This is a genomic window from Primorskyibacter flagellatus (assembly GCF_048268605.1).
Classification (GTDB): Bacteria; Pseudomonadota; Alphaproteobacteria; order Rhodobacterales; family Rhodobacteraceae; genus Primorskyibacter; species Primorskyibacter flagellatus.
This window is the reverse complement of the sequence record NZ_JBLWVF010000016.1, coordinates 1-13,246: the sequence shown is the minus strand read 5'-3', so window position 1 is coordinate 13,246 and position 13,246 is coordinate 1. Positions and strand designations below refer to the sequence as shown.

The window sequence follows — 13,246 nt, the reverse complement described above, 5'->3', positions numbered from 1 at the left end:
TTGCCGTGCAGCCGCGTTTGTCGCCTGTGATTGGCTGAAACAGTCCCGCGCTAAGCCTCTGCCCAGTCGGTCAGCGTCGTGGCAAGGTCGCCGTAGCCGGTGCCGCGGCGCTCAAACGCCAGACCCAACCTTCGGGCGCAGTCGCGGGCGGTTTCGGTCAGGGCGGGGTCGTCGGTTTGCGCCAGATAGACCAGTTTTTCGTAATGGCCGAAATAGGTGTCGCGCAGCTGCGGATAGCGATCAAGGCCAAGCGGTCGCCAGACGAAAGCTTCAAACTGTCGCGCCAGAAAGTCGGTCAGATAGAAGGCGGTGAACTCATCCTCGGCACGGGCAGCAAACACCTCGTTACCCTCAAAGAAGCTGTAGCAATGGGGGCCCGCGATCATCTCGACCCCCATCTGCGCGCAGGCTTCCTGAAGCTGCCCGCCGGTGCCGCAATCGGCATAGGCGATCTGGATCGTGGCATAGTCCTTGCGGTGGCGCGCGACGGCGTCCCGCACTGCATCGGTGATCTGATCGGGATGATTGTGCAGGATCGCGGGCAGGCATTGCAGGTCAACATGATCCCAGCGGTTGAGCCGCACCAATGCCAGAATTTCACGGGCCAATGCGCCGCAGGCGATAATCAGCACGCGACCCTTGCCAGAGGCCTCCAATCCGGTCTCTGTCAGGGTCTCGTCGCTGGGGAGCTTTGCTGTCATCTGTAATACAGTCCCGGCCCGACCCCGGCAGGGACGGGCCAAACAGGGATTATCCCGCAGCCATCTGGTTGTGCTTGCGGGCGATGAACTCTTTCGCGGTCTCAACCGCAACGGCAGCATCCCGGCAATAGGCGTCGGCCCCGATCGCGCGGCCGAACTCCTCGTTCAGAGGCGCGCCGCCCACCAGCACGATATAGTCGTCGCGGATGCCTTGCTCGACCATCGTATCGATCACGACCTTCATGTATGGCATGGTCGTGGTCAGCAGCGCTGACATGCCGACAATATCCGCACCTTCGGATTTCGCCGTGTCGATATAGGCATCCACGGCGTTGTTGATGCCCAGATCCACCACCTCGAAGCCCGCGCCTTCCATCATCATGCCGACAAGGTTCTTGCCGATGTCGTGGATGTCGCCCTTGACCGTGCCGATCACCATCTTGCCGACGCGCGGCGCGCCCGTTTCGATCAGCAGCGGTTTCAGGATCGCCATCCCGCCCTTCATCGCATTGGCGGCCAGCAGCACTTCGGGGACGAACAGGATGCCGTCGCGGAAGTCGCGCCCGACAATGGTCATGCCACCGACCAGCGCCTCTGTCAGGATGCGGTAGGGCTCCCAGTTCCGCTCCAGCAGGATGTTCACACCTTCCTCGATCTCTTCCTTGAGACCGTCATACAGGTCGTCGAACATCTGTTGCACCAGATCATTGTCGTCGAGTTCCGACAGGATGATTTCGTCTTCTTCTTCCGACATGGGATTTTCCTTTTCGTATGGGCAGGCCCCAAAGCCGTACCGGTTCAATTTCGTATGTCAGCTTATTGTGGTTGTGTGACTTGGCGTTTTCCGACCTGCATCGGCTTACAACCGACCTGAGGCCGCGTTTCAACGCGACTGTGATTGCCAGTGTTCTCCATCTGTTCTAGTTTGACGTCATGGATTGCCGACGCCCACTGATCGCAGCCGAACAACGTCCGGGACGTGCCGCGCTGAGCCGCGCCACCGGGCGCTATGAACGGCATGTCCGCGAGGCCGTGTCCGACGGTTGGGATATTCCTGAAGACCTGCCGGTTATCCGCACCCAGGTCAGCGAAGAGCGGCCGCGCAGCGTGATCACCTATAACCGCTCGCCCGATCTGCCGTTCGACCGGTCGATCAATCCCTATCGGGGCTGCGAACATGGCTGCATCTACTGTTTTGCGCGTCCGACCCATGCCTATCTGGGCCTGTCGCCGGGGCTGGATTTCGAGACGCGGTTGGTGGCGCGCCCCGAAGCCCCGGACGTGCTGGCACGAGAATTGCGGGCAAAGCGCTATCGTGTGGCGCCGATTGCGATCGGTACGAATACCGACCCGTATCAGCCGATCGAAAAGTCCTATGGCATCATGCGTGCCTGTCTGGAAGTGTTGCGCGCGTATCGCCACCCCGTAGCCATTGTCACCAAAGGGGCGCTGGTGGAACGGGACATGGATATTCTGGCCGACATGGCGGCGGACGGGCTGGCGCGGGTGGGCATTTCCGTGACCACTCTGGACGCCAAACTGTCGCGGTTGATGGAACCGCGCGTGCCCGCCCCGAAGCGTCGCCTTGCAACCATTCGCAGGCTGACGCAGGCAGGCATCCCGGTGCGCCTGATGGTCTCGCCGGTCGTGCCCGCGCTGACAGATCCCGAACTGGAGAGCATTCTGGACGCAGGGGCCGAGGCTGGCGCCGATGCGGCCAGTTGGATCATGTTGCGCCTGCCGCAAGAGGTGTCGCCGCTGTGGCAGGAATGGCTGGCCGCGCATTTTCCGGACCGCGCGGGCCGTATCATGGCGCGGCTGCGCGAGATGCATGGTGGCAAAGACTACGATGCCAGCTGGGGCAAGCGGATGCGCGGTGAAGGTGCCTATGCAGACATAATTTCCCGCCGGTTCGCCGTGGCTGCCCGACGATTGGGGCTGGATCGGAAAACGCCGGCGCTGCGCTGTGATTTGTTTTGTCCGCCGAAACGGGCGGGCGATCAGCTGAGCTTGTTCTGAGGCGATCTGTTGGGCCATGTCTGTTCCGGCGCACTGTCCAAAACGGGCAGGGCGGTCCTTTTGCAATCTGGGTTGTGGTCGCGGTGTCAGCCGCGGGCGCGGCGGCGTCGCGGACGCGCGGCGGGTTTGTCGGCACCCGTCCCGTCATTGTCGGACGAGAATCCACCCAGCTTTTCGGTGATGATCTCCAGCGATGGGCGTTGACCCCTGGGCCGGGTCTCCAACGCCTCGCGCATGGCGCGCAGATGTTCCGGCATCGTGCCGCAGCAGCCGCCGATGATCCGCGCACCGCAGTCTCGGGCCAGAATGGCATATTCCGCCATCAGGTCAGGGGTGCCATCATAGTGGATGTGACCCTCAATGAATTTAGGGATGCCGGCATTGCCCTTGGCGATGATCGGCCGCTCTGTCCCCTGGGCTGAAAAGCCAAGCACGGTGCGCAGCAGATCCGACGCGCCGACACCGCAATTTGCCCCGAACCCGATGGGCGGGTTGGGCAGGCTTTCGACCAATTGCACCATATCGGCAGAGGTCAGGCCCATCATCGTGCGTCCCGCCGTGTCAAAGCTCATCGTGCCGCACCAATCCATCTCGGCATTGGCAAAGCCTTCGGCCGCGGCGCGAAATTCCTCGGGGGCCGAGATTGTCTCCAGCCACAGCACATCCGCGCCACCTGCTTTCAATCCCTTGGCCGTTTCCTCGAACATCGCGACAGCTTCGGCATGGCCAAGGTCGCCGACAGGCTTCATGATCGCGCCGGTGGGGCCGACCGACCCGGCCACGATCACCGTGCGGCCCGCCTGATCGGCAATCTCGCGGCCGATTTCGGCGGAAATGCGCGACAGCTCGAAGGCGCGGTCTTCGGCCTTGTGCAGCTTCAACCGCGATGCATTGGCCCCGAAGCTGTTGGTCAGAAAGATGTCGCTGCCCGCATCCACCGCACCTTTGTACAGGCTGACGATCTTCGCGCGTTCATCGACATTCCAGAATTCGGGCGGCTCGCCGGACTCGAGGCCCATGTTGAACAGGTTGGTGCCCGTCGCCCCATCTGTCATCAGCCAGTCACGTTCGGAAAGAAGCTTTGTCAGCGGATTGGTCATTGAACAGGGCACTCGTGTGTCAGGACGTTTGTGCCCATGTCCCACATTGCCTGTCCGGACGCAAATTCATAATGTTCATCTTCATTATGAGAATTTGCGCAAAGCCGTATCGGAGCGGCGGCAAGCGCCAACAAAAAAAGCGCCCCGAACCGATCTGTCGGCAGGGCGCTTTGTCTGAGATCACGGATATGCAGATCGTGAGAACCTGTCAGAGTTCTTTCATCAACTGGCCTTTGGCCACAATCAGCAGGTCGGCCATCTTGGTGCGGATCTCGTCAGCGGTGGCGATATCGCCCAGATCGCCAGACACCTTGCGCACCACGTCCTCATGCCCGGCTTCCTCGAAATCCGATTTGATGACTTCGCGCGCATAGGCGTTGGCGTCGTCGCCCGTCTTGCCCAGCAACTCCGCCGCCCACAGGCCCAGAAGCTTGTTGCGCCGTGCCTCGGCGCGGAATTTCATTTCTTCGTCATGCGCAAACTTGTTCTCAAAGGCACTTTCGCGGTCGTCAAAGGCGGTCATTGGCGCTGCTCCCTGGTGGAAATCCGGTTTCATCTGATATGCGTGACAGAACGCCCAAGAGCAAGAGGCTTGAGCCGCGCTTGCGACAATGCCGCCCATGCACTAAGAGAGCGCTGTGCGGCGGGGACTCGGCCCCGCACGGCGAAGAAAGAGAAAAAATGGCGCGGCGCAAGAAAATCTACGAAGGCAAGGCAAAGATCCTGTATGAAGGCCCCGAGCCCGGCACAATCGTGCAGTATTTCAAGGATGACGCGACCGCCTTCAACGCGCAGAAAAAAGACGTGATCGACGGCAAGGGTGTTCTGAACAACCGGCTGAGCGAATATTTCATGACCGGTCTGAACAATATCGGCGTGCCCACCCATTTCATTCGCCGGCTGAACATGCGCGAGCAACTTGTGCGGTCCTGCGAAATTATTCCGCTGGAGATCATCGTGCGCAACTTTGCCGCCGGCAGCTTCTCCAAGCGGCTGGGGATCGAAGAAGGCACATCTCTGCCGCGTCCGATCGTCGAATATTGCTACAAGGATGACAAGCTGGGCGATCCGCTGGTCACCGAGGAACATATCGCGGCCTTCGGCTGGGCCAGCCAGCAGGATATGGACGATATTCTCAGCCTCGCGCTGCGGGTCAACGACTTCATGTCGGGCGTGATGATGGCCGTCGGCATCAAGCTGGTGGATTTCAAGATCGAGATCGGCCGCGTCTATGATGGCGATTTTCAGCGTCTGATCATTGCCGACGAGATCAGCCCGGACAGCTGCCGCCTTTGGGACATCGAAACCGGGCAAAAGCTGGACAAGGACGTGTTCCGCCGTGATCTGGGGTCCTTGACCGACGCCTATACTGAAGTCGCGCGCCGTCTTGGTGTCATGCCCAAGAACGCTACGCAGATCACCAGACCGACCCTTATCAACTAAACCTTTCCGCGCATGAAGGCGCGGGTGAAACCGATTGAAAATATTAGGAAAAGGGCAGGGCGTTGGCCGTGCCTCAGCCGACCGGAGAGTAAGATGAAGGCACGGGTTCATGTGATGCTGAAAGACGGGGTCCTTGATCCGCAGGGCGAGGCGGTGCGCCACGCGCTTGGGTCGCTGGGCTTTGATGGTGTTGGCGGTGTACGGCAGGGCAAGGTGATTGAACTGGACCTGGCCGAGGGCACCACCGAAGAAACCGTGCGCGAGATGTGCGACAAGCTGCTCGCCAATACGGTCATCGAACGCTACGACATCGAATTGGCCTGAGGAGGGCCCGGACATGCGCGCTGCCGTCATCGTCTTCCCCGGCTCGAATTGCGACCGGGACATGGCCACCGCCCTGACTGCGGCGGGGCTGGATGTCACAATGGTCTGGCACAAGGACACCGAGTTGCCCGCGGGGCTGGATCTGGTGGCATTGCCGGGCGGGTTCTCCTTTGGTGACTATCTGCGCTGCGGTGCGATTGCTGCCAATTCGCCGATCTGCCGGTCGGTGAAAGCGCATGCAGAGCGCGGCGGCTTTGTGCTGGGCGTCTGCAACGGCTTTCAGATCCTCGCCGAGACCGGGCTGCTGCCGGGGGCGCTGTTGCGCAATGCCGGGCTGAAATATATCTGCCGAACGACGCCTCTGAATGTTGCGACCGAAAACAGCATCTATACCTCTGCCTATACGAAAGGCGCGCTGATCAACATTCCGATTGCGCATCACGATGGCAACTACACCGCCGATCCCGAGACCATCGCGCGTCTGCAAGATGAGGATCGCGTGGCCTTCACATATGCCGAAAACCCCAACGGCTCGGCACAGGATATTGCGGGCGTGCTGTCTGCCAACCGCCGTGTGCTGGGCATGATGCCGCATCCGGAACGGGCGGCGGATGCGCGCCATGGCGGGACCGATGGTGCGCCGTTTTTCGCTCATCTGACGCAAGCGCTCGCCAGCGCCTGACTTGAGGATTTCGCGCCATCAGCCTAGGCTGGTGGCCATGGTTACGCGCGCCCTCAAACCACAAAGCAAACGTCGCTCTGCCCCGCTTGGCTGGCGGGTGCGAATCGCGCTTGTCACTCTGTTTTTGTTGGCGGCGGTCACGGTGTATTTCACCAACCGGCTGCTGACCGATCGCTTTACCGAAACCACCCGCAACCGGGCAGAATTGCGACTGGCGCTTTATTCGGGGAACCTGCTGTCGGAACTGCGTCGGAACGCCATTGTGCCTCAGCTTCTGGCGCGCGATCCGGCGCTGATAGGCGCGCTGAATTCAAACGATTTTTCGCAATCGACGCAGCGGCTGATTTCTTTTGTCGATGAAATTGGTGCTGCGTCCCTGATGCTGCTGGATCGCGACGGGCGCACTGTGGCCGCGACGGATCGTAACAGATTAGGGTCCAATCATCGCACGGCCAGCTATTTTGTCGAGGGGATGCGGTCCAACCAAACCGTGTTCACCACGCTGCCGCGTGAAAGCGGTGGCTATGTCTTCACCTATTCACGCCGGGTTGAAAGCGACGGCAACACGGTCGGCGTGATCCTGGTAGAGGTCGATCTGGCCAAGTTCGAACGCGCTTGGGCGGGGATCTCTGACGCGGTGCTGGTCACCGACAGCGAGGGCACGATCATTCTGGCGACAGAGCCGCGCTGGCGGGGATTGACGGAACCCGAGGCCCTTGCAAAACAACCGGCCGACGGTGCCATCGAGCGGGCGATCAAGATCACCGATGGCTGGAGAGGCGATTCCGCCGACGCGTATATTCTGGGCGAAGCGGTGATGCGCACCGAAAACCGGATCAGCTTTCGCGGATGGCGCATGGCCAGCTTTACGACCTACACTTCCGTGCGCGAAAGAGTGAACGGCGTTCTGGCGCTGGAAATCATGGGTTTTGCCATTTTGCTTGCACTGGCCTTCTATGTGCTTAGCCGCAAGACGGCGCTGCGCATGGCGCTGTTCCAGCGCGAATCGGCGGAACTGCGGCAGCTTAACCTGCGGCTTCAGCGCGAGATTGCAGAGCGTGAAAAGGTTCAGGAAAACCTGGCCGTGGCCGAGCAGACTCTGGCGCAAAGTTCCAAGCTGGCAGCGCTTGGCGAAATGTCCGCCGCCGTCAGCCATGAGTTGAACCAGCCATTGGCGGCGATGAAGACCTATCTGGCAGGCGCACGGCTTTTGCTGCGCCGCGAGCGCCCCGAAGAAGCGATGTCAAGCTTCCACCGTATCGACGACCTGATCGAACGGATGGGCGCGATCACCCGGCAATTGAAATCCTATGCCCGCAAGGGCCAGCAAGAGCTGAGCCCCGTGGATTTGCGGGATGCGCTGGCCTCGGCGCTGTCGATGATGGAGCCGCAGTTGAAGCTGCGGCAGGTCAAGATCACCCGCATCCTGCCAGACGATCCGGTGCTGGTGATGGGCGATAGAATGCGGATTGAACAGGTTATGGTGAACCTGTTACGCAACGCGCTGGATGCCACAAAGGGCGAGGATGATGCAGAGGTCGATATTCTGCTTTCTTCGGGCCGATCAGCGACTCTGACGGTGCGTGACAACGGTCACGGGATCGAAGATCTCGATGAATTGTTCGAGCCGTTTTACACGACCAAGCAACCCGGTGACGGTGTCGGCTTGGGACTTGCGATTTCTTCAGGTATCGTAGCGGATCTGGGCGGCCGGCTGACCGCACGAAATTCTGATGCAGGGGGGGCAGTGTTCGAGATGCAATTGCCTATATTAGACCAAACACATGAAACACAGGCCGCGGAGTAGAACGGATGTCCAAGGCAATGAAGATCGCCATCGTCGATGACGAACAGGATATGCGACAGTCGATCAGCCAATGGCTGGCGCTGTCGGGCTATGACACTGAAACTTTCGGCAGCGCCGAAGATGCGTTGAGCAAGCTGGGGGCGGACTATCCCGGCATTGTCATCTCTGACATCAAGATGCCCGGCATGGACGGGTTGCAACTGCTGAAGAAACTGATGAGCACGGACAGCGCCTTGCCGGTCATCATGATCACCGGCCATGGCGATGTGCCGATCGCTGTCGAGGCGATGCGGGTAGGGGCGTTCGATTTTCTTGAAAAGCCGTTCAACCCGGACAAGATGACAGAGCTTGCCAAGAAGGCCACTAATGAACGTCGGCTGACACTGGACAACCGCGCGCTGCGCAAGGAACTGTCGGATGGTGGCCAGCTGATGAAAAAGCTGATCGGCGCTTCCCCGGTAATGGAGCGTTTGCGCGAGGATATTCTGGATCTTGGTCAGGCTGATGGTCATGTGCTGATCGACGGTGAAACCGGGACCGGCAAGACGCTGATTGCCCACGCGCTGCATGCGGTCGGCTCTCGTGCCGGCAAGCGATTTGTGCTGTTGCCCTGCGCCGCCTATGACGAGGACGCCTTGATCCGGCGGCTGTTCGGTCCGGCGCAGCTCGAAGATTCGGAACTGCCCGCGATGGAACAGGCGCGCGGCGGAACTCTTGTGCTGGAAGATATCGAAACGCTGGGCGACACGGCACAGGCACGGCTGCTGAGCGCCATAAATGAACAGGGATCACCACCAGAGACGCGGATCGTCGCGATCTCTAACCTTCAGAATGAAGGCCGCACCTGCGAGGATGCGCTGAAATCGGGGTTGTTCTACCGGCTTGCGGCGCTGCGCATCACCGTTCCGCCCTTGCGTCAGCGCGGCGAGGATATACTGACCCTGTTCAATCGTCTGAGCGAACAGTTTGCCGATGAATATGGCTGTGACGCGCCGGAAATCTCGGCACAGGAGGCGGCGCAACTGCTTCAGGCGCCGTGGCCCGGAAATGTCCGGCAGCTTATCAATCTGGCCGAACGGGCGGTGCTGCAATCGCGGCGCGCATCGGGCACCATTTCGTCGCTGCTGATGAACGACCATGACGACATGCAGCCGGTGATGACAACCGAAGGCAAGCCGCTGAAAGAATATGTCGAGGCGTTCGAACGGATGTTGATCGACAATACGATGCGCCGTCACAAAGGCTCGATCGCCAGCGTCATGGAAGAGCTGTGCCTGCCACGCCGCACGCTGAACGAGAAGATGGCCAAATATCAGCTACAGAGATCCGATTACCTGTAGCTAGGCCGTACGATATTTCGGATAGAAAAAGGGGCTGGGACAGCCCCTTTTTCATGTCGGCTGCCTAAGTCTGGACGATGAATGACACATGATGGCGGATGACTTGCGTTGTTTGGCGATGTCACAGCAGGCGCGTGGTTGGACGGTCGAACACGCGGCGGCCAAGCGCAGAGGCGGCAAGATCTACCATCAACTGCGCCGTGCGTCCGCGTTCGTCCAGTGCTGGGTTCAGCTCCACCAGATCCAGAGAGGTCATCAACCCGCTGTCATGCAGCATTTCCATGACCAGATGTGCCTCTCTCACGGTTGCCCCGCCGGGAACGGTTGTGCCGACGGCAGGGGCCACAGCCGGATCCAGAAAATCGACATCCAGCGAGACATGCAACGCGCCATTCGCGCGCGATACTTCGTCAAGGAAGGCCGAGAGCGGCTTGGCGATCCCGTGTTCATCAATATCGCGCATATCATGGCGGCGGATGTCGCTTGCCTGAAGTGCCTCTTTTTCCGCCGCATCGACGGAACGCAGGCCGATGATGCAGATGTTGCGTTCCTCAAGCGGATGCGCCACGTCCGGCATGCCGGGAAAGCCTGCACGTCCGGTCAGATAGCCCAGCGGCGTGCCGTGCATATTGCCGGAGGATGTGGTGTCAGGCGTGTGAAAATCCGAATGCGCATCCAGCCAGAGTACAAATTGCGGGCGACCTTCCGCCGCCGCATGTTCCGCTACCCCCTGGACAGAGCCCAGCGACAGGCTGTGATCGCCGCCCAGAAAGATCGGTACGCTGTCGGCCATCGCCGCCCTTGCCGCGCGCGACAGGGCATGTGTCCAGCCCGCTGTCTCGGTATAGGCGTGGATGTGGGGCGGAACATCGCCGCCGGGCACGTCGTCCGGGCTCAGGTTTCCCATATCGGTTACATCGTGGCCCAGATCAGCCAGTGCTTCGGCCAGACGTGCGGTACGCATTGCATCCGGCCCCATCAGGCAGCCTCGTCCAACACGTCCGCTATCGACAGGGGCACCGATCAATCGGCAATGGATCTTTGTCATCATATCCTCCGTTTAGGCTGTAGCGGCCGGCATCTAAGAGGCGTGATGGACGCTATCGGTTTGCGCGAAACGCCGCGAGCCATAGCGCGACAAGAATCAGGGACGCGACAGCGTTCCAGCTTGCCATCGACAGGCCCAGCATCTCCCAGGGCACCTCGTCGCAGCGCACCATCGGGGCGGCCATGATCTGATCGAGCAGGGCATCGGTGGACAGACCGCCAACCGGACCAGAGGTGCAGGTATCAGGCCCCGGCCACCAGCCGCGTTCAACCCCGGTGTGGTAGATTCCCACGCCGGCGGTTGTCGCAGCTGCCGCAGCCCCCACCAGTGTCAGCAACCGCCAGCCGAATGCCAGCGCAACAACCGCGATCACAACCGCCGCCGCATGCGGATACCGTTGCGTGATACACAGCTTGCACGGTGGCATGTCGCCCAGATACTGAAAACCGAAGGCCCCCAGCAACAGCAGCGCGGAGCCAAGTCCGGCAAGGATTGTCAGTGTTTTGCAATTCATAGATATTTCACCACCAGAAACCCACCCAGAAGCAACACGACAAAGGCCGTAAAGACAAGACCCAGACGCCGTTCGATGAAATCACGAATTGGTGCGCCGAAGACTCGCAAAAGCCCTGCCACGATAAAGAACCGCAATCCGCGCGCCAGCACAGAGGTCGCGATGAACGTCGCCAGCGGCATGCCGGTCCAGCCCGACATGATGGTGATGACCTTGTAGGGAAAGGGCGTGATGCCTGCGATCAGGACCGCCCAAAAGCCGAAATCGTTGAACCGCGTGTTGAATGCAGAAATTGCATCCGCCTTGCCCAGCGATTGCAGAATCGGCAGGCCGAGTTGCTCGTAGAACAGCGCGCCGATGGCATAGCCCAGCAACCCGCCGATGACGGAACTGACCATGGCGATCAGCGCAATCAGCCAGGCGCGGCTGGGACGCGCCAGGATCATCGGGATCATCAGAACATCGGGCGGAATCGGAAAGACAGAGCTTTCGATAAAGGCCACGAAGGCCAGCACCCAAAGCGCGTGCGGATGCTCTGCGAGGCCAAGCATCCAATCATAAAATCGACGAAGCATCGCGAAAATCTCTTGGTTTTTGTTGTCGGGCACAGATCATGCGCCGCTTTGCGGGTCAACATGCGACTTTGCCTCTGGACGAACGCGCCTTGCTTGGGTAGAGAACCCCACGTTGCCCAAGTGGCGGAATGGTAGACGCAGGGGATTCAAAAGCCTCTCAAGCTTGCATAACAACATCAACAATTAAGGGGCTTCGTGAGGGTATGCCTTCATTGGTAGACGAATGGTAGACAGACTCGCACAACAACCCAACTCGGCAACGTCACCAACAACCTCTATGGCCACCACTGGCTGCACCAGTCAGTCCTCAGTCAGATCATCCCCTTTGATCGCATGGACAAGGGCAAGATGTGTGCCAGAATGTATGACATGGAGTAACGCCCTTGGCGTGGCTCATCATTCTCGCTTGTAGCGAGCCTGCTAGGCTGAAACAGTTCCGCAAAAGCTCTTGAGGAAAAACATGGCCCAATGCATCACCTGTGGCAGTCGGATCGGTTTTTGGGAAGGTGACGAACATCGCCGATGCAAATCCTGCATCAAGAAAAACGTCTGGCCAGAAGACCACCCTAACTACTCTCAAGAGCAGGCAGAACGCGCTTCGATAATCGAGGAGCGACAAGACGCGATAGAAGCCATCCTTCTGACAACGGAAACAGCCCCGAACCTACCCATCACAGAGCGAATCGAGATTGTCACTGCTGAGTGCGCCTTTGGCATGAACGTCTTCAAGGATTTGTTCGCCGGGGTGCGGGACGTGGTAGGCGGGCGCTCTGAGGCTGTACAGAAGACCATGCGCGATGCTAGGCGAACTGCCCTTTACGAACTCAAGAGAGAAGCCCATGCTGTTGGGGCCAATGCCGTTGTAGGCGTGGATTTGGACTATGTCGAACTCAGCGCTGCCGGGAGTATGGTGATGCTGGTGGCATCTGGAACAGCAGTTAAGATAACTCACGATACAGAAGACACGGAATAAGGGGTTTAATATGTCAAAACCAGCAGCAGCAGCCTTTGCTATAACGGCTTCAATTTTAACAGCCTGTACAGCCCCTGATGATTATGCAGGAGAGGTTGTGAACTATAATGGCGAAATGGTTTTCATTGAAGGGCCACTAAATCAGCCTGATGGTTTTGGGGGTGATGCGCGTCCAACTCCAGCAATGCAGGCAAGCGCGGAAGACGTGTGTCAAGGGCCAGCAAGATTTGTCGGCTGGGATGATGAGCAGTATGGAGGCGATCCTGTAAATCCAATTTTATTTGAGACAATGGGCGTGACGTATAGGTTCCTTTGCCGCTGAAAGCTATAAAATCGGGCACTCGAAATGAGAAACTTCTCTGCTTGAAGAATACTGGATTCGGGGCATCAGTTTGAGACTTTATGTTCAGCACGCTGGCGGCAAGTGCAGCAAATACACTGAAGCAAGAGTTCCTGAAGAAGGAGAAGTATATAGGGGCGAAATTGTTAAAAAGGTAACCAAGCATAACCCTCCACGAAATGGATTTAACGCCTATGTTTGGCTTGAAAGAGTAAATGTTCGGGAATAATCTTCTTATCCGCAATCGAGGCTGGTTACGCTGTATGGCCAAAAACGTACTGATTGAATTTTATAGGAGAGATTTTGACCTGCCACTGAACTTTCATCCAGCCGCGACCGGAGCCCGGTTGGTGTTTACGCCATTTGGCGCAGGTTGAGCA

Annotated in this window: 15 protein-coding genes; 8 read left to right on the top strand and 7 right to left on the bottom strand. The window is 59.1% G+C overall.

Annotation, left to right across the window (positions count from 1 at the left end):
- Positions 1-50 precede the first annotated feature (50 nt).
- Positions 51-701: a DUF1638 domain-containing protein gene (locus ACN0WV_RS15185; RefSeq protein WP_417606887.1), complete on the bottom strand. Its 651-nt coding sequence runs from the start codon at positions 699-701 to the stop codon at positions 51-53.
- A 49-nt stretch (positions 702-750) separates the two neighbouring features.
- Positions 751-1,455: a corrinoid protein gene (locus ACN0WV_RS15180; RefSeq protein ID WP_084350211.1), complete on the bottom strand. Its 705-nt coding sequence runs from the start codon at positions 1,453-1,455 to the stop codon at positions 751-753.
- A 179-nt stretch (positions 1,456-1,634) separates the two neighbouring features.
- Here ACN0WV_RS15180 and ACN0WV_RS15175 point away from each other — a divergent pair, with 179 nt between their 5' ends.
- On the top strand, positions 1,635-2,720 hold the full coding sequence (locus ACN0WV_RS15175; protein WP_417606885.1) for a PA0069 family radical SAM protein: 1,086 nt from the start codon (positions 1,635-1,637) through the stop codon (positions 2,718-2,720).
- Positions 2,721-2,806: 86 nt separating this feature from the next.
- Here the strand turns inward: ACN0WV_RS15175 and bmt are convergent, their stop codons facing one another.
- The gene (gene bmt, locus ACN0WV_RS15170) at positions 2,807-3,820 is read right to left on the bottom strand and encodes a betaine--homocysteine S-methyltransferase (RefSeq protein WP_417606883.1); all 1,014 of its coding nucleotides are present in this window, start codon (positions 3,818-3,820) and stop codon (positions 2,807-2,809) included.
- A gap of 208 nt (positions 3,821-4,028) precedes the next feature.
- Complete coding sequence (locus ACN0WV_RS15165) at positions 4,029-4,343, bottom strand: DUF1476 domain-containing protein (protein ID WP_084350208.1); 315 nt, start codon at positions 4,341-4,343, stop codon at positions 4,029-4,031.
- Positions 4,344-4,501: 158 nt separating this feature from the next.
- On the opposite strand from ACN0WV_RS15165, the gene purC reads away from it, so the two are divergent.
- The 5 genes from purC (at position 4,502) to ACN0WV_RS15140 (ending at position 9,416) form a co-directional block, all read left to right on the top strand.
- The gene (purC, locus tag ACN0WV_RS15160; RefSeq protein ID WP_084350207.1) at positions 4,502-5,263 is read left to right on the top strand and encodes a phosphoribosylaminoimidazolesuccinocarboxamide synthase; all 762 of its coding nucleotides are present in this window, start codon (positions 4,502-4,504) and stop codon (positions 5,261-5,263) included.
- A 93-nt stretch (positions 5,264-5,356) separates the two neighbouring features.
- On the top strand, positions 5,357-5,587 hold the full coding sequence (purS, locus tag ACN0WV_RS15155) for a phosphoribosylformylglycinamidine synthase subunit PurS (protein ID WP_417606881.1): 231 nt from the start codon (positions 5,357-5,359) through the stop codon (positions 5,585-5,587).
- A 13-nt stretch (positions 5,588-5,600) separates the two neighbouring features.
- Positions 5,601-6,269, top strand: coding sequence for a phosphoribosylformylglycinamidine synthase subunit PurQ (gene purQ, locus ACN0WV_RS15150; RefSeq protein ID WP_417606880.1), 669 nt, complete (start codon positions 5,601-5,603; stop codon positions 6,267-6,269).
- Between the two features lie 37 nt (positions 6,270-6,306).
- Positions 6,307-8,076, top strand: a complete 1,770-nt coding sequence (locus tag ACN0WV_RS15145) for a sensor histidine kinase (RefSeq protein ID WP_417606878.1) — start codon at positions 6,307-6,309, stop codon at positions 8,074-8,076.
- Between the two features lie 5 nt (positions 8,077-8,081).
- A complete protein-coding gene (locus ACN0WV_RS15140) occupies positions 8,082-9,416 on the top strand; it encodes a sigma-54-dependent transcriptional regulator (protein WP_084350203.1) in 1,335 nt (444 codons plus the stop codon).
- Between the two features lie 121 nt (positions 9,417-9,537).
- Here ACN0WV_RS15140 and rocF read toward each other — a convergent pair whose 3' ends face one another.
- The 3 genes from rocF to ACN0WV_RS15125 are packed head-to-tail and all read right to left on the bottom strand — an operon-like array spanning position 9,538 to position 11,553.
- Positions 9,538-10,464 (bottom strand): arginase, encoded by a 927-nt coding sequence (gene rocF / locus ACN0WV_RS15135; protein WP_417606876.1) that lies wholly within the window; start codon positions 10,462-10,464, stop codon positions 9,538-9,540.
- Between the two features lie 52 nt (positions 10,465-10,516).
- The gene (locus tag ACN0WV_RS15130; RefSeq protein WP_084350202.1) at positions 10,517-10,978 is read right to left on the bottom strand and encodes a disulfide bond formation protein B; all 462 of its coding nucleotides are present in this window, start codon (positions 10,976-10,978) and stop codon (positions 10,517-10,519) included.
- Positions 10,975-11,553 (bottom strand): YqaA family protein, encoded by a 579-nt coding sequence (locus ACN0WV_RS15125; RefSeq protein WP_084350323.1) that lies wholly within the window; start codon positions 11,551-11,553, stop codon positions 10,975-10,977. Before ACN0WV_RS15125 ends, ACN0WV_RS15130 begins: the two co-directional genes overlap by 4 nt.
- A gap of 460 nt (positions 11,554-12,013) precedes the next feature.
- Here ACN0WV_RS15125 and ACN0WV_RS15120 point away from each other — a divergent pair, with 460 nt between their 5' ends.
- Together ACN0WV_RS15120 and ACN0WV_RS15115 are read left to right on the top strand one after the other, a co-directional pair.
- A complete protein-coding gene (locus ACN0WV_RS15120) occupies positions 12,014-12,526 on the top strand; it encodes a YbjQ family protein (protein WP_417606875.1) in 513 nt (170 codons plus the stop codon).
- Between the two features lie 10 nt (positions 12,527-12,536).
- Complete coding sequence (locus ACN0WV_RS15115; protein WP_417606874.1) at positions 12,537-12,848, top strand: hypothetical protein; 312 nt, start codon at positions 12,537-12,539, stop codon at positions 12,846-12,848.
- Positions 12,849-13,246 lie beyond the last annotated feature (398 nt).

Coding starts and splice junctions, on each gene's coding strand:
- ACN0WV_RS15185 (WP_417606887.1), bottom strand. CDS start 701: ATGACAGCAAAGCTCCCCAGCGACGAGACCCTGACAGAGACCGGATTG.
- ACN0WV_RS15180 (WP_084350211.1), bottom strand. CDS start 1,455: ATGTCGGAAGAAGAAGACGAAATCATCCTGTCGGAACTCGACGACAAT.
- ACN0WV_RS15175 (WP_417606885.1), top strand. CDS start 1,635: ATGGATTGCCGACGCCCACTGATCGCAGCCGAACAACGTCCGGGACGT.
- bmt (WP_417606883.1), bottom strand. CDS start 3,820: ATGACCAATCCGCTGACAAAGCTTCTTTCCGAACGTGACTGGCTGATG.
- ACN0WV_RS15165 (WP_084350208.1), bottom strand. CDS start 4,343: ATGACCGCCTTTGACGACCGCGAAAGTGCCTTTGAGAACAAGTTTGCG.
- purC (WP_084350207.1), top strand. CDS start 4,502: ATGGCGCGGCGCAAGAAAATCTACGAAGGCAAGGCAAAGATCCTGTAT.
- purS (WP_417606881.1), top strand. CDS start 5,357: ATGAAGGCACGGGTTCATGTGATGCTGAAAGACGGGGTCCTTGATCCG.
- purQ (WP_417606880.1), top strand. CDS start 5,601: ATGCGCGCTGCCGTCATCGTCTTCCCCGGCTCGAATTGCGACCGGGAC.
- ACN0WV_RS15145 (WP_417606878.1), top strand. CDS start 6,307: ATGGTTACGCGCGCCCTCAAACCACAAAGCAAACGTCGCTCTGCCCCG.
- ACN0WV_RS15140 (WP_084350203.1), top strand. CDS start 8,082: ATGTCCAAGGCAATGAAGATCGCCATCGTCGATGACGAACAGGATATG.
- rocF (WP_417606876.1), bottom strand. CDS start 10,464: ATGACAAAGATCCATTGCCGATTGATCGGTGCCCCTGTCGATAGCGGA.
- ACN0WV_RS15130 (WP_084350202.1), bottom strand. CDS start 10,978: ATGAATTGCAAAACACTGACAATCCTTGCCGGACTTGGCTCCGCGCTG.
- ACN0WV_RS15125 (WP_084350323.1), bottom strand. CDS start 11,553: ATGCTTCGTCGATTTTATGATTGGATGCTTGGCCTCGCAGAGCATCCG.
- ACN0WV_RS15120 (WP_417606875.1), top strand. CDS start 12,014: ATGGCCCAATGCATCACCTGTGGCAGTCGGATCGGTTTTTGGGAAGGT.
- ACN0WV_RS15115 (WP_417606874.1), top strand. CDS start 12,537: ATGTCAAAACCAGCAGCAGCAGCCTTTGCTATAACGGCTTCAATTTTA.